We start from the raw sequence: 16,362 nt of genomic DNA, 5'->3' as shown, positions 1-16,362 counted from the left end.
CCAGCGCATCGATGCCGGCGACTACGGCTACTGCGACGAAACCGGCGAGCCGATCGGCGTCGGGCGCCTGCTGGCGCGGCCCACGGCGACCTTGTCTTTCGAAGCGCAACAGCGCCGCGAGCTGAAGCAGAAGATGTTCGGCGACTGAGCGACGGCAAGAAGGAGCCGGGCCGCCTGCTGTCCAAGGTAGCGAAAGTCGTCCGCATTCCGCTCAGGGAATGGGCGGAACTGGACGAAGCGCTTCGACGCTGCAACGGCGGCGGGCAGACCAGATAGCTGACGCCGGCCAAGTATTTGGTGGAGCTCAACGGAGCACTCGGACCCGCCGGCAGGACAGATGCCCCAAGGCTGCATCAATCCGGCGCAGGAGACGATCCTCGGGCCGCCAGGAGCCGCCCCGCGCAATGAAGCGGCTGGCCGCATCAACTACCGGGGCTCCTGTTGCAGGCGATTGTGGTCCAGTTGCCAAGAGGTCGGGCATGCGGGCGAATTGTTGCTGGTTCAAGCGAGCGACATCGAGCCGGCCGTCGTTGTCGATGTCGAGCATTGAGAAGGTGCGGTGCACGACGCGCAACGGCGTTCGATCGGCCATTTCGACGATAAGGGTGGCCAAGCGGACGCGCTGGCCTGCGAAGTCGGGTAGTCGAGAGGGGCTTTCCTGCCGAAGCATTCGCATGAACGCCGCGTCGGCGAGCGCCTGCAGTGTGTCCTCCGCCGCGATCAGGAACAACTTCGCTGACAGGCCCAAGAGGTTTCTCCTCAGCACCACGGCGATCACGCAGCGGGCAACGGTTTTTCACAGTACCTGAAAGACAGCTGGAGGTCGATGCATCGCGCGCAAAAGGTCGAGCCAGCCGTTGCGACGCGTGCGTCGGCGCCGCGGGCGTGCTCCGGGTCGTCAACGCCACCAGGTGCGCGACGTCGACCTTCACGGGCGGCGCGCCGCGCGGCAAGTCGCGCCCGATACCGGTCAGGCGCATTTGCGCATGGCGCTCACGCCAATGCGCGACCTGCACGCGCCCGACGCCCAACTGTTCGGCGATGTCCTTGTTCTGGACCCCCCCCAGCGGCCAGCAGCACGATGCGCGCGCGCTGCGCCAATCTCACGCTCGTGAGCCTGGAACGCGCCAGCCTCTCCAACCCGGCGCGCTCCTCATCGCTCAACACTATTTCGGGGGCAACTCGCATTGGCTCTCTCCAACCTGGATGGAAGTAGAGCACGGGAGATGCCTGATTCATACAGGTTCCGTCAGGAACAGAACACTACACGTGGCCATCCGATCGGTCTTTGATATTCCAAAGGTCAGCAAGCTCCTGCGAGCGGCCGTCGATTCCGGGATCTGCGCTGCACAAGCGACTGCAATCGGCATCGCAGCGTGAGATCGGCAACGTTATCAAACGCTGCGAAGTCGAACCTCGACTGGGGCCAGTCCAACACGTGCCCATCCCTTGCGCTGTCATGAAACACCATTCTTTTCGTCACCGGCTTGACGGATCGCCTGCGGCCGGTGGCGGCTCGGGGCGTGACCACAGCCAGACGGCTACCAGCGCCATGCACAGCGGCACGGCAATCCGGACGGCGCTCGGCACGGGGAGGAACAGCAACAGGACGACACTGCCCATCATTCCGATGCTGGCCGCCCATTTGGCCCTGCGCGGCACGAAGCCGCCCTCGCGCCATTGCCGGACATGCACGCCATATCGCGGATGCCCGAGCAGCCACGACTCCAGCGCCGGCCAGCCGCGGCCGGCGGCCCACGCGGCGACGAGCACAAAGGGCACCGTCGGCATGATCGGAAGAAAAATGCCTGCCAGGCCCAGCAGCAGGCACAGCACGGCCAACGCACGCCACAGCAGTCGCGCGACGGCGGTGCGCAGTTGATTCACGCTGGACGTCCTTTCGGGAAATCGCCAAAAATGGCGAGCGGGGCATGGGCGCATCGTAGGTCAAAGGGGCCGCCCACGCCGCGCGGCCGGTTCTCGCGGCTACCCCGCGCCCAAGCTGCTCCCAGCGCGCCGGCATGAGGCGTGAAAGCGAAGAGTCCAGCTTGTCCGACAAGAATTTCCCAGCGATTCATCAGTTCGACTTTTTCCTCAGCGCTTCGTCATGAGGGAATGGCGAGAAACAGTTGAACGTATTCGCCATTTCGTTTTGGTGTGGCTCGCCCGACGGCCCACTCGCCCTGACACTACCATTGCCCCTCCCAAAGCTTTGGAAGGCGCCTGTGACTGGCAACGTCCTGAAATTCGCCTCTTGGTCGACCGCACTTGCCATGGTGCTGCTCGTTCTGACCGTGATGCTCGGCATCGTCATCTGGTCAATCCGTCGGCACCGTGATCCCAAGCTCGAAATCAACTGTGACGCGCCGATCGGTGAGCTCCTGGCGTCAATCGCGGGACTCACGCAAGGACCGCTGCACGACGGCAATTCAGTCGAGTTGCTGGTCGACAACGCATTCTTCGAGGCCATGTTCCGGGCCATCGGCGAAGCCAGGCATTCTGTGCACTTCGAGACTTTCCTCTGGAAGGAAGGCCGGCTCGGCACGCGCCTGGCCGATGCGCTCATCGAGCGCAGCCGGGCCGGCGTCGCGGTTCGCGTCATGGTGGATGCAGACGGTGGAAAGAACATGAGCGACGAAACGCCGCGCCGCTTGCGAGAAGCCGGCTGCCGTTTCTACTTTCATCACCCCAGGCATATCCGCAATATCGGTGTGTTCAACGACCGCGATCACCGCAAGCTTGTCGTGCTCGATGGCCGTGTCGCCTTTGTCGGTGGTCATTGCATCGTGGACGGCTGGATGTGCGAGTCTGCGCAAAGATGCGACGACGTGCGTGACCTGGGTGTGCGGCTGGAGGGACCCGCCGTGCATGCCGTGCAGTCCGTCTTCGCCGAGAACTGGGTGGAAGACAGCGGAGAGCTCTTTCTTGGAGAGGCTTACTTCCCACGACTGGAGGCCGCCGGCGACGTGGCCGTTCACGTGGCCAGCGTCAAGGCTGAGGGTTCACCACCCGCAGTGAAGATCCTGCATCACCTCGTGATCTGCATGGCGCGCGAACGTCTCTGGATCCAGAACCCCTATTTCCTGCCGGACGACGAGGCGATCAAGGCGCTTTGTGAAACTGCACGTCGTGGGGTGGACGTGAGGGTGATGGTGCCGTCTGCAGAGGCTTCAGACATGCCGATGGTTCAGCATGCTGCCCACCACAACTTTCACGTCCTGCTGGAAGGCGGCGTTCGCATCTTCGAATACCAGGAGTGCCTGCTTCATCAGAAGGTGATGACGGTGGACGGTGTGTGGTGCGCGATCGGGTCGAGCAACTTTGATGACCGGTCGTTGGAGACCAATGACGAGATCACCTTGGGTATCAAGGACTCCGCGATGGCACTACAACTGGAGGAGTTGTTCCTGCTCGACATGCAACACGCCGTCGAACTCGATGCGGCGCATTGGGCGCAGCGTGGTCTTTGGCACCGTTGCAAGGATGGCTTCTTTCATGCTTTCAACGAGCTGCTTTGAAGCAGGCGCCGGCGTCGACATGCTTGCCGCCTTGCCTGCACCTGGTCGTGGTCGTCAGGGTGCGGAGAGTTTTGCGCCTTCCCGGATTAAACGGTGCCCTCCTCTTCGTGGACATCCGCGACGCGCAACTGCGCCTCGGTGCGGGCCTGCTCAAGTAGCGCCTCGGCCTTTTCATCGATCATTTCGGGTACTTTGTGCTCGGTCATTGGAATTCCCTTTGGACATCGCCTATGGCGTGCCGCAACCGTGAAGTTGTTCCTGCAAGACGATGGCGGGGATGCACACGCAACCTGCCCGTCGACTGCGTTGAAATGGCTGGGTCCCTGCGGAGCAATCAAATCTGAACGTTTGCTGAGGGACGGCGCCTTGTCCCACGCCCGGCTCGAATGGTCACGGGCAAGGTGTACGCATGACCGATCCACGCAATGTCGCGCACGACAAAAAAGTGCAACAGGAAAAGAAGCATCGCGGCGAGGAAACCGCGTCCGGGTTCGAACATGCCCCGCAGCCGGGCCAGAAGCCGGCGCTCAAGCACCCTGAAAGGGAGGATCCGAGCAAGGAAGAGACGGTTGGCGTACCCGCCTCTTCCAAAACTGTTTGATAGCGTGCCCTGGCGCACGACTCCGGAGTTTTGGACGATACAGCGACCTCAAGGCCGTGGCAGAGACCGTCGTTGGTTGTCAAGCTGCCAAGAGTCGCCAGCTTACAAATGGCAGACGTCGGGGAAGGGTCCGCATCTGGCCGTCAGCCAGCTTGCGAACGCCACCCCGACCGCTTCGCCCCGTCGGGCGCGCGCCCGGCACGTTCGGGCCCGACGCAGTCGGTCAGCATCGGACCGTTGCCCGGCTGTCCGCAGCGGTTGCAATTCCGTCCGCCACTTGAACTCACGGTCTCAGCGCCATTGCTGACGTCCCAGTACACGGAGAACCGCAGCCCCCAGGCCCAAAGGCAGTAGCGCACTTGCGCGGAGGGCGGTCAGCGCCGCGGTGTCAGGATGACCATCAGGAGCTGCGGGTAGCGCAGCACCAGCCCGCCCCACATGACCGCAGCCACGTACGCGCCGAACAGCACGTGGCTGAACAACGGCGATCCAATACGGTAGTGCGTGGCAATGGCACCGCCAAGGAAAGCCGTCAGGTAGATGGCGCCAAGCACGGCCGTCCTGGGCAAGGCATGCAAGAGCGCCCCCACCACCAACAGTACGCCAAGCGGGACGACCGACGAGACCGGCCAACCAAGTTCGACGGTTCCCCTTATGACGGGGTCGATCTGCAGCAGCTTGCCGGCAGCATCGAGCAGGAAGAACAGCGTCGCAAGGCCAGACAGGACGCGCCCAAGGCGCACCTGCCACGCTGGCACCGCTGAGTGGGTGCCCGGGACGCCCGTCATTTTCGGATTCGCTACGGTCATGAGGTGCGCTTCCTGCCGGGGGCTCGGGGGGGTGGCGCTACTCTTGGAGCGAGCGGAACCCAGCCGTTGCGCCGAAAGGCTTCCCAGACCGCCATCGCGTGCCCATGACCGAGCCCCGACGTGGATTTCAGCCACGCGATGAACTGCATCGTCTTCGTCTCGGGATGCAAAACGCCGCTGCGCACGGCCTCGTCGAAGAAGTCCTTCGGGTCTTTGCCTGTCTTGGCCCGGATGTTGGTGATGTACGCCTCGAACGTCATGTGCTCATCCCAAGGCAATGGACTCCCCATTGACACCCCAGCACACGCCGAAGCGATCGGTGAGCATGCCGAAGGTCTTGGCCCAGAACGCCGGCGCCAGTGGCATCGTCACCTGACCGCCCTGCGACAGCGCGTGGAAGGCGCCGTGCGCCTGGTCGACGGTGTCGTACTGGACGGCCAGCATTGCACCCTTCACGCCCTCGTACGGCATGCCTGGTGGCACGTCGCCGGCGAACAGCTTCGCGCCACCGGGCAGCTCCAGGCAGGCATGCATGATGCTGGTGCCGGTGGGGCGCGGGCCGTCGCCGCAACCGTCGGCGCCCGCGGGTGATGCGGGCATGTCGTCGTAACTCATCATCGTTTCGATCTTGGCGCCGAGCGCCTTCTCGTAGAAGGCGAAGACCTCACGGGTGTTGCCGCCAAAGCTCAAGTAGGGGGTCAGGGTCGTGGACATGGTGTGCTCCCGGGATGGGCCGACATGGCCCGTCGAGTGGCTCCAAGATTACGCATTCAGGCCGATGAATAAAGTACCAATCCACTCCGACACTCCGGTGCCAATTGATGGGGCCGAAAGGCCCGGGCCAAACTTGCGCTGAAGTGGCCCCATTGGCCTGCCACATCGGTATGCTCGGCACCAGTTCGGAAAGCGTCCAGGACCATGTTCTTGCAGTTCGATGGCAATGGCGTGCTCTACGCGCAGCTGGCGCGGGCACTCAAGCGTGCGATCCTTCATGGCCAACTGAAGGCTGGTGCAGCACTGCCTGCGACGCGCGTGCTGGCCGCGGAGTTGGGGCTGTCGCGCAATACCGTGCTCACAGCCTACGAGATGCTGTGTGCTGAGCAGTTGGCGGTGGCCAGAGTCGGCTCCGGCACCTTTGTGGCGACCCCGGCGGTTTTGGGTGACAGGCCGTCGATCAAGGCGCAGGTTGCGGCCCAGACACGCTACGCCGCCCGCTTGCGGGGCCTGCCGGCACCGACGATTCGCCGCGTCGCTCGTCGCCTGCGTTACGACCTGCACTACGGCGAGCCCTTGGTCGACCCACCACTGGTCACCGCATGGCGGCGCGAGCTGTCACAGGCGGTGGGCGCAAGGGATTGGGGTTACCCGCCCAGCACTGGCCTGCGGGTGCTGCGGCAGGCCATCAGCGAGTATCTCGCACGGCGGCGCGGCGTCGTGTGCGACGCCGACGACGTGGTGGTCGTCAGCGGGACGCAGCAGGCAGTCTCTCTGCTCGCTCGGGTGTTGATCGACGAAGGGTCGGTCGTTGCGATTGAGGATCCCGGGTACGAACTCGCATCGCGCGCGTTGCAGGCTCATGGCGCGCGCCTGCTGCCGGTAAAGGTCGACGCCGAGGGTTTGCGGGTTGAAGTCCTGCCGCGGGGAAGCGGCGTGCGCATGGTCCTGGTTACGCCGTCGCACCAATTCCCATCCGGCGCCGTGATGTCACTGGCGCGGCGAACAGCCTTGCTCGAATACGCTGCTCAACGCGCCTGCTGGGTGGTCGAAGACGACTACGACGGCGAGTTCCGCTATGACGGTGTCGCCATCCCGGCACTTCGATCGCTCGATGTCCACGACCGGGTAATCTACGTCGGCAGCTTCTCGAAGGTGCTTTTCCCGGGGCTGCGCCTTGGCTATGTGGTCTGCCCAACGGGCCTGCGCGATGATCTCATCTCCGCCAAACTGCACGACGACCTGGGTTGCGGCAGCATCGAGCAGGCAGCACTGGCCGAGCTGATGCAAAGCGGCGCGTTCGATCGTCATTTGCGGCATGCTTCAGCGGAACTGCGCCGCCGCCGCGCGACGTTGCTGGACGGTCTGCGCGAGCATTGCAGCGCGCATCTGGTGGTCAACGACTCACGCGCCGGCATGCATGTGGTTGGTTGGCTGCCGGGCTGGACTTCGCGCCGGGTCGAAGCGCTGGCCGCGCACGCAGCGGAGCGCGGTTTGGGGCTGCATCCGATCGCACCACACTACCGGCGTCAGCCTGCACCGCAGGGCCTGCTCCTGGGGTACGCCGCACTGTCCGCCAAACAGTTGCGCGCGGCGACGGCACTGCTGGGGGAGTGCCTGGGCAAGATTGCTGACCAAACAACATAGCGGCACTCACATTGCGCGAGCCCTTTGACATGATGCAGGGCGACAAGAAGGCGAAGTGGGTCAGGCTCAAAGCCGGCCACCGGCCGCAAATCGGCTCTGGTGCAAATTTTCGGTGTGGCCGAGAGACGTCTCCAGAGGGCCGCGCAGGTCATGCCGAAAGCACGGCATTCCAGCGCGGGCGCAGCTTGGCCCCGAACATGCAGCCGACCGAGATTGAACTGACCCTTGCGGATGCGATGCAGCAGTTCGACGCCGGCGATCGTCACCGCAGCACGGTCGAAGACCCTGAACCCGAGCATCGGGTTGATGCGTGACTTCACGCCCCGATGGTCTTGCTCGATCATGTTGTTACCCGGCATGCTTGTCCCTCGCGCCTTCCCGGCGCACGGGTCGATGCCTCGGCGGAGTATCGTTGCCGCACCGGGATAGGGGCGACGGGAGCATGTCTTGCGCGCAGGCCGTTGTATCTCATGAGCTGCGAGCTCGGGTTGTTGACTGGCTGCCCCTTCGATCTGCCCGGTTGCGCTGCGAGCGCGAATCCGTAAATGTCGTGTTGCCCGCGAGCTTCCGCCGTGTGTCCACCACTGCAGGAGACGCCTAGGAGAGTCATCGGCTTGGATGTTCATCGCAACTTCGCGCAGGTCGCGATCCTGGAGAACGGCCTCGTGAAGGATCACGGCCGCTTCGCCATGGCCCGCGATGCGGTGCTGATTTTGGCCGCTACGCTGACCAAGGAGGACGACGTCGTGCTGGAGGCCACCAGCAACGGGCGGTCATCGTCCGGCTGTTGACGCCGATCGTGCATCGCGTGGCCATCGCCAATCCCTTCCAGGTGCGCGCGGTCGCCCGGGCCAAGGTGAAGACCGACAAGATCGACGCCGCGACGCTCGCCCGCCTGCACGCGGGCGCAGTTCCTGCCCGAGGTGTGGATGCCCACCGAGGAGGTAGAGCTGCAACTCTGCTGCCGCCGAGCGTGCCCAACTCGTGTCGCAGATGACGAGGCTGAAGAACTGGATCCAATCCATCCTTCACGCCAACCTGATCCCGCGCGAGACGGGACGCATCTCAGCAAGAAGGGGCGTGCGCGCCTGCAGGAATTGCCGCTGCCGCCGGATCAGCAGCGCGTGGCGCTGCGCCATGACGATGAGCTCGATCGCCTTGCAGTGGAGCTGGCTGTCATCGACAAGGAGATCGCGCAGCGCGCGCTCGACACTACCCAACGTGCCGACCGTGGCCGAGCAGGGCTACCCCAACTTCGAAGCGGTCTCGTTCATCGGCATGATGGCGCCGGCTGCGACACCCAAGCCGATCATCGACAAGAGCAACGCGGACATCATGCACAAGATCCTTGCGATGCCGGAAATCAAGGACAAAACTGGCTGCGCAGGGCTTACCGCCGAAGTGGATGAAGCCGGCTGATTTCGGCAGCTATCTGGCCAAGGAAGTACCCAACTGGGGGCCATCGTGAAAAGCGCGAACGTCAAGGTCGACTGATGCTGGTGTGCTGGTGTGACCTCGTCGTCACAGAGCTCAGGACTTGCGGGGTGCGCACTTGAGAAGCGCTATCATCGAAAAGGTTTGGTTCTGTACGGTAGCGCACAAATCCTTCGGCTCAAGGAGCGGGTGTACAAACGTAAAAGTCGGGAAAACGATGGGTCCTTCACAGTGGCAGGCAACGCCATCGGGAAGTCGTATGCGCCTGTCGGGCCACCCGACGCGGCAGCTTTCGCTGCCGCTTTGAACTTGGTGCGAGAAGCCTTGGATGGATCCAGCCAAGCGTTCGACATCAGCTCACCGGCGGCTGATGAATCTTCGTCATCCTGATCGGCTCGGCCAAGGTCCCGCCCAGTCAATCTGCAGGCCCCCAAGGCGATGGCGTGGAACACATTACGAACAGGAGTCACCATGAACTGTGAAGCAACCCACTGCTTCGACACCGCGACGGTTCGATTCGTCATCCACCCCGATGGCTTTGACGGGCCGCGTGTTCTTGCCGAAATAACTGAAGACGCGTTGCGCGATGCCTTCGGAGCGCGTGGCGGCCCCGACGGCCTCCTGGACGCGTGCAAGAGGCATTTCGAGTTCATAGCGGCGACCGCGGTACAACACCATCGCCTCAGCCCCTCACGGGCCGTCAGACTGGATACGACAGACCTCGCCGAGTTGGGCGCGTTCGCGGAGCCTTTTTGATGTTTGCCCAATCGGCACTGGGGTAGCTGCGTGGGCGCCTCATGCGCCGCTTGGTGTTGGCACCGGCTGAAAAATGACGCTCCGGGGGGTGCGGCAGAAATCTTGGAGTTGTTTATGCCGCACCCCGGGTTGGGTCAAGATTCAATCAGCGCGGACCTCAATGATCCTCTGCGCCGCCGCCCGGGTTGTCGCGTGGAACAGCACAGGGCGTCCGCCCTTGTTCAGGCGCAAGTCGCGGACGGCTTCCATACATGCACGGTCGAAGTCTTCATCAGTCCACGGTTCAGCGGGGTCCTCTTCGTCGGTCATGACTTGTCCCTCTCGCGCTGGGCGTTTCGCAGCTTTGCCCTGAGCCCTGCTGCCTTGAACTCGGCGCAGGCCGTCGCATCGGCGGCCAGATCGGCGTAGGCGTCAGCGCCTTGCAGCGCCTGCGCTTGGTCGATCTCGCGACGGCCTTCAGTCATGACCATGCCATCCGAGACGCGGTCGCCGAGCATGTGGACCTCAAAGCAGGTGTCGGTGCGCGCATCGTGGAATGTCGCCATGCTGTGCTCGTCGATGGCGAGCAGGACAAGTGGGCTCGATCGTTGCCAGTCATGCTCGGATCTCCCAGAACGGGGGCACGTTCATGGCCGCCGCCTTGCGCAGATCGGCTTCGATTTCGTCCATGAGCGGGGCATCATTGTCGACAGGGGGCGGAGCGCCGTGTTTGCGTGCCAGTGCGTCGATGAGCGGCCAGCGGGACACGGTCGCTGGCTGCGGGGCATCAGGGGGCAGTTCAGGCGGTGCGCAGCCGCTACCATCGGCTTCAGTCATGGGCGTGGTCCTTCACGTTGATGATGAGCAAGCCCCGCAGCGTTCACCGCGCGCGCGGGGCTTGCGCCCTTTTTCTCCATTATCGTCGCCCTCCGTCAAGGAAAGCGCTTGGGGATTCAGGGAAGCGCAGGTCGATCGGCTCATCATCGTCGTCCAGTGCTCCGGCGTGCACAACCGTGGTCCGCGGGAATCGCAGACCGGATCAGGCAACTTCCCGGTTCATGTCCGTGGCTGGGGGCATCGGAGGATGCCGAGCGATTCGGGGCAAGACTGTCCATGCGTTGGACGTATCGGCCGGTGCCCCGACAACCACCCGGGGCGCGTCTGGCGGAGGAACGCCGAAGGTACTGGATAAATAACCAGTATCGGAGTGCGATCGCGCCCTCGGCTTGAACCAAACGGAACGGACCTCATCCGCTGCAGCAGCACTGAGGACCGTCCACCCGCCGGAGCTTGAAGCCGTCGCAGGCACGCTCTGGCGTTGCCTGCGGGCGGGCGCTTCTATCCGCCCGAGTTAAGGCGTCCGAGGCGCGCCTCCGTTCTTCGATGCCAGTGGCGGGCCGCGCTGCCGTCATGGAGCGGCGCGAAACGGTGTCGACGGGTTGAGCTCGCGGGCCCGGATTTTGGTGCACGCCGGGCAGAATGGACCATTCCCGTGGCTGATACTCAACACCCCCATGCGCCTCCTGCTGTACAAGGACCTCGACCTGCGACGGGTGAAGCCCGCTTTTGCCAAGGTGCGCGCGGCCATCGAGGCCGATGACTTCAAAAGTCCCGACGTCAAGAAGCTGCACACCGGCGGCTACTACCGCGCCAAACTGGACTACAGCAACAGATTGCTGCTGCAGTTCGGGCGCCATGGCGCTGAGACGATATGTCTGGCTCTGGAGGTGATCGAGAACCACGCCTACGACAAATCCCGCTTCCTGCGCGGCGCGCCGGTTGACGACGCCAAGATCGAGCGAGAGCCAGGCGTCGATCCGACGCAGTTCGCCACCGGGGCACTCCCACTGCGCTGGCTGCATGCGACCCGTGCCGAGTTCGAGCTGCTCGACAAGCCCATCGTCTTCGACGACGCCCAGGAGGCTGTCCGGCGCCTGCCAGCGCCGGTGGTGCTGGTCGGCTCGGCCGGCTCCGGCAAGACCGCCGTCACGCTGGCCAAGCTCAGAGAGGCAGAAGGCCGCGTGCTCTACGTGACGCAATCGGCCTATCTCGCGCAATCGGCGCGGGCCTTGTACGACGCGCATGCCTACGAAAATCCTGCCCAGGAAGCCGAGTTCCTGAGCTACCGGGAGCTTCTGGAAACCCTGCGCGTCCCGTCGGGGCGTGAGGTCACCTTCAACGCCTTCAGCGGCTGGTTCGAGCGACACCGCGCTGCAGCCAAAGCGCTGGGCGACATCGACGACCATGCGCTGTTCGAGGAATTCCGCGGTGTCATCGGCGCCCATCCCACCGGCCCGCTGTGCCTGTCCGACTACCTCGCCCTGGGCACGCGCCAGAGCCTGCTGGCATCCTCAGCGCGCCCAGCGGCGCACGTCCTCTTTGGTCGCTACCAGCAATGGCTGGTGGAGACCCATCAGTTCGATCTGAACCTGGTCGCCCACGCATGGCGGCCGCTGGCCCAGGGCACCTACGACTTTGTGGTGATCGACGAAGTGCAGGATCTCACCGGTGTGCAGCTGGCCCTGGTGCTGGCGTGCCTGAAGAAACCAGGCCAGTTCCTGTTGTGCGGGGATTCCAACCAGATCGTCCACCCAAACTTCTTCTCCTGGGCGGCGGTGAAGACACTGTTCTGGCAAGGCTTGGCGGGCGAGGCAGCGCAGCGCCAGTCGCTACAGATCCTGCAGGCCAACTTCCGAAACACGCAGGCCGTCACCGAACTCGCCAACACACTGCTGAAGATCAAGCAGGTCCGCTTCGGGTCGATCGACCGCGAAACCAACTTCCTGGTAACCAGCACCTCAGGGGACCCCGGCGAAGTCACGCTCGTCCAAGCCAAGGAGACGTCACTCAAGCAGATCGACGCCACCACACGCGCATCCGCGCGCCACGCGGTGATCGTGCTGCGCGAAGAGGACAAGGCGGTGGCACGAGCCCAGTTCCGTACCCCTCTCGTCTTCTCGGTCCACGAGGCCAAGGGCCTGGAGTACCCGCACGTGGTGCTGTTGGGATTCGTCTCCGGGCAGCGTGCGGCTTACGCTGATGTCTGCGAGGGCGTCTCGCCGCAAGATCTGCGTGGCAACGAACTGGCCTACCGTCGCGCCAGGGACAAGAGCGACAAGTCGCTGGAGATGTACAAGTTCTACGTCAACGCCTTGTATGTGGCGATGACTCGCGCGGTGGAGAGCCTGACGATCATCGAGTCCGATACCGGCCATCCCTTGCTCGAACTGCTGGACCTGAAGGCGGGCGAGGCGCGCACCGCTCCTGCCCAGGCGTCGACCAAGGAGCAGTGGGCGCTGGAAGCGCGCAAGCTCGAACTGCAAGGCAAGCAGGAGCAGGCACTGGCGATTCGCGAGACCTTTCTGCAAGGCAAGCCGGTGCCCTGGATGCCGTGGAGCCGGACATTGATCGAAAAGCTCGCGCCCCACGCGCTGGATCGCAGCAACCCGAGCGCCAAGCAGAAGCAGACGTTGATGGACTACGCGCTATGGCATGGCCAGCATGCATGGATCGAGCAGCTGTCATTGGCCGGCTTCCAGCCCGCCCGCGGCCTGGCGCCAGACGGAGAATTCGGCCGGATCAGTTTCAATGCGGCCCGTCACTTCGATGCCATGGCTCAGGTCAGGCTGGAGGAACTGACCGTGCGCGCGGTAAGCGCCGTGCGTCACCGTCATCTGCTGCCGTACAGCGCGAGGAACTTCAAGGACATCCTGCGGCAGTGCGACCTTCACACCGTCGACCATCTGACGCCCGTGGGCGCCACGCCGCTGATGCTGGCGGCGCGGGCAGGCAACTCGGCGCTGGTCGATGCCCTGCTGGCCAAGGGCGCCAATCCCGAGGCGGAAGATGAATTCGGACAGACGGCCTGGCAGCAAGCCGTGAGCCGGGCGATGGAGGAGCCGGGTTTCGCGAAGGACGCCCTGGGGCCGATCTTCGAACAGCTGGCGCCGGCCGTGATCGACGTGCAGATTGACGGACGGCTTGTCAGGCTCGAGCGGCATCAGGGCGAGTACTGGGTGCTGACGCTGATGTTGGCGGGGTTCAAGACCCAATCGTCGTCATGCGCTGCCAGGTTGCTGGCGGAATGGAAGTTCGGCGACGGTTATTTTGCTGAGCAATTGCATCAGGTGCTTGAAGGTCTGCCCGTCCATCTCTGGCCGCAGAGGCGGCGCAAGCGCAGCTACCTGAATCAGGTGCTGGCGCGCGCAGAGATCGACAGCGGCTACAAGCCTGCGCGCAGGCTGTGGGCGCGCACACGCAACGGCCACTACATGCCCAACCCTGCAATGCAGGTTCGCCGCGGCGAAGGCTGGCAGGCTGTCTACGAGGCGCTCCGGCTCGAATGGGTCGACCGCGGCACCGGCACGGACCAAACGTACAGGATTCGGCCGGCCTCGATCGTATCGATGCTCAAGGAGCGCTTGGAAGGCACGCCACAAGAGTTATTTTGAGCGCCGGCAACGTCAGGCAATGCTCGCGCTTCAGAATCTTCGAAGTGACGCTTCGACTCTGCTCTGGGTGGTGCCGTCGCGCTAGAGGTAGCGAGCGACCTCATACCGCCGAGCATTGGGGCCTGAGGGGACTCGCTGCGGCGAGGCCCCTCACGGTCGGGCGTGTAACCTCTGGGTTGCAAGACATGGAGGTTGCCATGGCCGACTACGCCACTTTATTGCGCGACCACACGACGCTCAAGGTCCGATCGATCGACCGGATCTTTCTTCAGGCCTATGTACCGAAGCTGCAGTCCGTGGGGCAGGTGTGCATTTTCCTCAGGTGGCATCGGAACGTGCACATCCCCTCTTCGGCAGCGTTCGGCCAGATCGGCGAGAGGTTCGTCAAGGAGATCGAGCGATTCTCGAAGGAACAAGGAATCCCGATCATCCACTTCGAGAAGGGCGAGAACAAGGAGCAGCGAGCCCGGGCGTTGCTCGAGAAGGCTTCCGGCGAAGCGGGCGAGGGTCGAGTTGTGCTGATCGGTATCGCCCAGGAGAAGGCCTCGGTATGGCGTTCGTGGAAGGCCAAAGGCCAAGAGAACGCCGCCCACCCGCACATGGAGTGGGGCCGGCAGATGGCCTACATCAATCACTACTATTTCTACCTTTGGGATCCGGGGTGGGGGCCAGCCTTCTGGAAGACCAACGCCTACGCGCCCTTTCCGATCTGGCTGTGGCTCAACGGGCATGAGTGGGCCAAGCAGCAGATGCACAAGGCTGGGATCCCGTACGAGGCACTCGACAACGGCTTTCGGTCCTGCGCCGACCCGCGCGCTCTGCAGAAGCGGTGTGATCAGCTCGGCTCCGGAGCGGTGCGTGATTTCTTCTGGCGTTGGTTCTGCCGGCTGCCTTCGCCGTTCTGCCCAGAGGACCTGCACGCGGGTTATGTCTACCAACTCGCCTTTCGCCAATTTGAGGTTTCCGAGACCGTCGTGTTCGACCGGCCCCAGGCGGGCCGTGCTTGGTTCGAGGGCGTGATCCGCGACCACCTGGATCTCGGTCGGCCCGACCAGGTGGCACTGATCTTCGATCGACGAGTCAGTGTGCGCACCCCAGGCTCCTTCCGCACAAAGGTCATCACCCGAGGCGTCGACCCGATCCTCAGCTGTTACTACAAATCCTCGCGGATCAAGCAGTACTTCAAGGAGGGACGAGCCCTGCGTACCGAGACGGTGATCTGCGATACGCATGACTTCGGCGTTGGCAGACGCGTCTGCGCCAAGAACTGGAAAGCCCTGCGCGACGTTGGCCAATCGGCCAACCGGCGATTGTGTGACGCCGAGGCGCAAGACGCGATGCCGGCCCCCGACGTGGGGACGTTTGAGCGCGTGACCCAACCCTCGACCAGCGAAGATGGTCTGTATGCGCCGGCACTGAGGTTCGGCGACTCGCGCGTGATGGCGGTGCTGGCGGCACTCGTCGGCTTCTGTCACCTGGTGGACGGATTTACCAACGGTCAACTCGTTCAGCGAGTCGCCGCCCTGCTCGACGAGCCCTACACGACGCGGCAAGCCACCTATGACCTGCGCCGCCTGAAACGAAAAGGCTTGATCCGCAGGATTCACAACGCCCACCGCTACGAACTCACCACCGTTGGCCGAGCCGTCGCCGTGCTCTTCACCAAGAGCTACACCCGCGTCCTTACTCCCGGTCTGGCGATCCTTGACCCACGACTTCCCGAAGACATCCGACGCCGCAGTCCATTGGCCTCGGCATGGCTCACGTTCCAACGCGCCCTCAGAGATTTCGTCGAACGAAGCTTCGTTGCAGCTTGACTGAAATTTGACCTAATCGTGAACTTCTTGGGCGCCTAGTCGGAGCTAGAGCTCGGGCCGGCGCACTGGGAGCGCGCCGTGCGCGAGTCCGGCGACATGCGGCCCAGCAGACCGTGCTGCTGCAGGCGTAACGGTGGTCCTCCCGATCCTGGTGTTGCCGCCCGCGCCGCTCGAGGATGTGCCCATCGACCTGAGCGCGTTGGCGCGATGGATCCGAGCAGGTGGCGTGCGGTCGCGGCGTCGTGCGACAGGCGCTGCTCGAAGCGTGCCTGCGACCGCACAGTCGACGATGAGCGATCGCGGGAAGCTCATTCGGAGATGGCGCCGTCTGTCACGGCCGTCAAGGCGACGGTCCAACCCCTCGCAGGGCCAGGCGCCGATTGCGCGAACAGCCGCCCTGCCCGTTTCTTCGCCGCTCGCGTCGCAGGAGTTGCTCGGCGACTGCGAGCGGCTCATGCGGCTGCTGCTGCTGCTGCGCAGATCGCGGGCACGTCTGTCGCACTTGCATCGATGGGCGATCACGCGGGGCGGAACGTGTCAATGAGTTTGCTACACCCGGCTTCATGAATTTACTGTGCAGGGCTGTGGTGATGTTGGGTCGGCGGTCTCCGATGGTGGTGGGTTGATCCATGCTGC

Annotated in this window: 17 protein-coding genes and 2 pseudogenes; 10 read left to right on the top strand and 9 right to left on the bottom strand. The window is 63.9% G+C overall.

The window, feature by feature from the left end; translation table 11 throughout:
• Positions 1–148, top strand: a 148-nt coding sequence (locus QTI66_RS38445; RefSeq protein ID WP_286565642.1) for a TraR/DksA family transcriptional regulator, incomplete at its 5' end; no start/stop codon positions are given.
• A 156-nt stretch (positions 149–304) separates the two neighbouring features.
• On the opposite strand, the gene QTI66_RS38440 is transcribed toward QTI66_RS38445, so the two are convergent.
• Both QTI66_RS38440 and QTI66_RS38435 read right to left on the bottom strand, forming a co-directional pair.
• Positions 305–748: a hypothetical protein gene (locus QTI66_RS38440; protein ID WP_286565639.1), complete on the bottom strand. Its 444-nt coding sequence runs from the start codon at positions 746–748 to the stop codon at positions 305–307.
• 731 nt (positions 749–1,479) lie between these two features.
• Positions 1,480–1,887 carry a YbaN family protein gene (locus tag QTI66_RS38435; protein WP_353506286.1) on the bottom strand — a complete coding sequence of 136 codons (408 nt, stop codon included), beginning with the start codon at positions 1,885–1,887 and terminating at the stop codon, positions 1,480–1,482.
• 386 nt (positions 1,888–2,273) lie between these two features.
• Here QTI66_RS38435 and QTI66_RS39820 point away from each other — a divergent pair.
• The 3 genes and pseudogenes from QTI66_RS39820 to QTI66_RS38425 all read left to right on the top strand — a co-directional run.
• Positions 2,274–2,720, top strand: a pseudogene (locus QTI66_RS39820) (phospholipase D-like domain-containing protein); the annotation flags it as partial.
• Between the two features lie 66 nt (positions 2,721–2,786).
• Complete coding sequence (locus QTI66_RS38430; protein WP_353506287.1) at positions 2,787–3,518, top strand: phospholipase D-like domain-containing protein; 732 nt, start codon at positions 2,787–2,789, stop codon at positions 3,516–3,518.
• A 409-nt stretch (positions 3,519–3,927) separates the two neighbouring features.
• A complete protein-coding gene (locus QTI66_RS38425) occupies positions 3,928–4,119 on the top strand; it encodes a hypothetical protein (protein WP_286565638.1) in 192 nt (63 codons plus the stop codon).
• Positions 4,120–4,493: 374 nt separating this feature from the next.
• Here QTI66_RS38425 and QTI66_RS38420 read toward each other — a convergent pair whose 3' ends face one another.
• The 3 genes from QTI66_RS38420 to QTI66_RS38410 are packed head-to-tail and all read right to left on the bottom strand — an operon-like array spanning position 4,494 to position 5,642.
• Positions 4,494–4,928, bottom strand: a complete 435-nt coding sequence (locus QTI66_RS38420; protein ID WP_286565637.1) for a DoxX family protein — start codon at positions 4,926–4,928, stop codon at positions 4,494–4,496.
• Positions 4,925–5,188, bottom strand: coding sequence for a DUF4287 domain-containing protein (locus QTI66_RS38415; RefSeq protein WP_286565636.1), 264 nt, complete (start codon positions 5,186–5,188; stop codon positions 4,925–4,927). The genes QTI66_RS38420 and QTI66_RS38415 overlap by 4 nt, the downstream gene beginning before the upstream one ends.
• A gap of 4 nt (positions 5,189–5,192) precedes the next feature.
• Positions 5,193–5,642 carry a VOC family protein gene (locus tag QTI66_RS38410; RefSeq protein ID WP_286565635.1) on the bottom strand — a complete coding sequence of 150 codons (450 nt, stop codon included), beginning with the start codon at positions 5,640–5,642 and terminating at the stop codon, positions 5,193–5,195.
• A gap of 204 nt (positions 5,643–5,846) precedes the next feature.
• Between QTI66_RS38410 and pdxR the strand changes: the two genes are divergently transcribed.
• The gene (pdxR, locus tag QTI66_RS38405) at positions 5,847–7,289 is read left to right on the top strand and encodes a MocR-like pyridoxine biosynthesis transcription factor PdxR (protein WP_286565634.1); all 1,443 of its coding nucleotides are present in this window, start codon (positions 5,847–5,849) and stop codon (positions 7,287–7,289) included.
• Positions 7,290–7,437: 148 nt separating this feature from the next.
• Here the strand turns inward: pdxR and QTI66_RS38400 are convergent.
• A pseudogene (locus QTI66_RS38400) lies at positions 7,438–7,639 on the bottom strand (DDE-type integrase/transposase/recombinase); the annotation flags it as partial.
• 264 nt (positions 7,640–7,903) lie between these two features.
• On the opposite strand from QTI66_RS38400, the gene QTI66_RS38395 reads away from it, so the two are divergent.
• From QTI66_RS38395 to QTI66_RS38385, 3 genes are all read left to right on the top strand, one after another.
• Positions 7,904–8,080 carry a hypothetical protein gene (locus tag QTI66_RS38395; RefSeq protein ID WP_286565633.1) on the top strand — a complete coding sequence of 59 codons (177 nt, stop codon included), beginning with the start codon at positions 7,904–7,906 and terminating at the stop codon, positions 8,078–8,080.
• A 346-nt stretch (positions 8,081–8,426) separates the two neighbouring features.
• The gene (locus QTI66_RS38390; RefSeq protein ID WP_286565632.1) at positions 8,427–8,708 is read left to right on the top strand and encodes a tripartite tricarboxylate transporter substrate-binding protein; all 282 of its coding nucleotides are present in this window, start codon (positions 8,427–8,429) and stop codon (positions 8,706–8,708) included.
• A gap of 486 nt (positions 8,709–9,194) precedes the next feature.
• On the top strand, positions 9,195–9,479 hold the full coding sequence (locus QTI66_RS38385; protein WP_286565631.1) for a hypothetical protein: 285 nt from the start codon (positions 9,195–9,197) through the stop codon (positions 9,477–9,479).
• Positions 9,480–9,620: 141 nt separating this feature from the next.
• Here QTI66_RS38385 and QTI66_RS38380 read toward each other — a convergent pair whose 3' ends face one another.
• The 3 genes from QTI66_RS38380 to QTI66_RS38370 are packed head-to-tail and all read right to left on the bottom strand — an operon-like array spanning position 9,621 to position 10,295.
• A complete protein-coding gene (locus tag QTI66_RS38380) occupies positions 9,621–9,788 on the bottom strand; it encodes a hypothetical protein (protein WP_286565630.1) in 168 nt (55 codons plus the stop codon).
• A complete protein-coding gene (locus tag QTI66_RS38375; protein ID WP_286565629.1) occupies positions 9,785–10,024 on the bottom strand; it encodes a hypothetical protein in 240 nt (79 codons plus the stop codon). The genes QTI66_RS38380 and QTI66_RS38375 overlap by 4 nt, the downstream gene beginning before the upstream one ends.
• Positions 10,025–10,073: 49 nt before the next feature.
• Positions 10,074–10,295 (bottom strand): hypothetical protein, encoded by a 222-nt coding sequence (locus QTI66_RS38370; protein ID WP_286565627.1) that lies wholly within the window; start codon positions 10,293–10,295, stop codon positions 10,074–10,076.
• 677 nt (positions 10,296–10,972) lie between these two features.
• On the opposite strand from QTI66_RS38370, the gene QTI66_RS38365 reads away from it, so the two are divergent.
• Positions 10,973–13,909 (top strand): AAA family ATPase, encoded by a 2,937-nt coding sequence (locus QTI66_RS38365; RefSeq protein ID WP_286565626.1) that lies wholly within the window; start codon positions 10,973–10,975, stop codon positions 13,907–13,909.
• 197 nt (positions 13,910–14,106) lie between these two features.
• Positions 14,107–15,726 (top strand): hypothetical protein, encoded by a 1,620-nt coding sequence (locus QTI66_RS38360; RefSeq protein WP_286565625.1) that lies wholly within the window; start codon positions 14,107–14,109, stop codon positions 15,724–15,726.
• Positions 15,727–16,362 lie beyond the last annotated feature (636 nt).

The organism is Variovorax brevis (assembly GCF_030317105.1).
Taxonomy (GTDB): Bacteria; Pseudomonadota; Gammaproteobacteria; order Burkholderiales; family Burkholderiaceae_C; genus Variovorax; species Variovorax brevis.
Note: the sequence above shows the minus strand (reverse complement) of the source record. Positions and strands in the feature narration are given on the sequence as shown.

Bases quoted from the DNA above. Each gene is read 5' to 3' on its own strand.
- QTI66_RS38425 (WP_286565638.1), top strand. From the start codon at position 3,928: ATGACCGATCCACGCAATGTCGCGCACGACAAAAAAGTGCAACAGGAA.
- QTI66_RS38420 (WP_286565637.1), bottom strand. From the start codon at position 4,928: ATGACCGTAGCGAATCCGAAAATGACGGGCGTCCCGGGCACCCACTCA.
- QTI66_RS38415 (WP_286565636.1), bottom strand. From the start codon at position 5,188: ATGACGTTCGAGGCGTACATCACCAACATCCGGGCCAAGACAGGCAAA.
- QTI66_RS38410 (WP_286565635.1), bottom strand. From the start codon at position 5,642: ATGTCCACGACCCTGACCCCCTACTTGAGCTTTGGCGGCAACACCCGT.
- pdxR (WP_286565634.1), top strand. From the start codon at position 5,847: ATGTTCTTGCAGTTCGATGGCAATGGCGTGCTCTACGCGCAGCTGGCG.
- QTI66_RS38390 (WP_286565632.1), top strand. From the start codon at position 8,427: ATGACGATGAGCTCGATCGCCTTGCAGTGGAGCTGGCTGTCATCGACA.
- QTI66_RS38385 (WP_286565631.1), top strand. From the start codon at position 9,195: ATGAACTGTGAAGCAACCCACTGCTTCGACACCGCGACGGTTCGATTC.
- QTI66_RS38380 (WP_286565630.1), bottom strand. From the start codon at position 9,788: ATGACCGACGAAGAGGACCCCGCTGAACCGTGGACTGATGAAGACTTC.
- QTI66_RS38375 (WP_286565629.1), bottom strand. From the start codon at position 10,024: ATGGCGACATTCCACGATGCGCGCACCGACACCTGCTTTGAGGTCCAC.
- QTI66_RS38370 (WP_286565627.1), bottom strand. From the start codon at position 10,295: ATGACTGAAGCCGATGGTAGCGGCTGCGCACCGCCTGAACTGCCCCCT.
- QTI66_RS38365 (WP_286565626.1), top strand. From the start codon at position 10,973: ATGCGCCTCCTGCTGTACAAGGACCTCGACCTGCGACGGGTGAAGCCC.
- QTI66_RS38360 (WP_286565625.1), top strand. From the start codon at position 14,107: ATGGCCGACTACGCCACTTTATTGCGCGACCACACGACGCTCAAGGTC.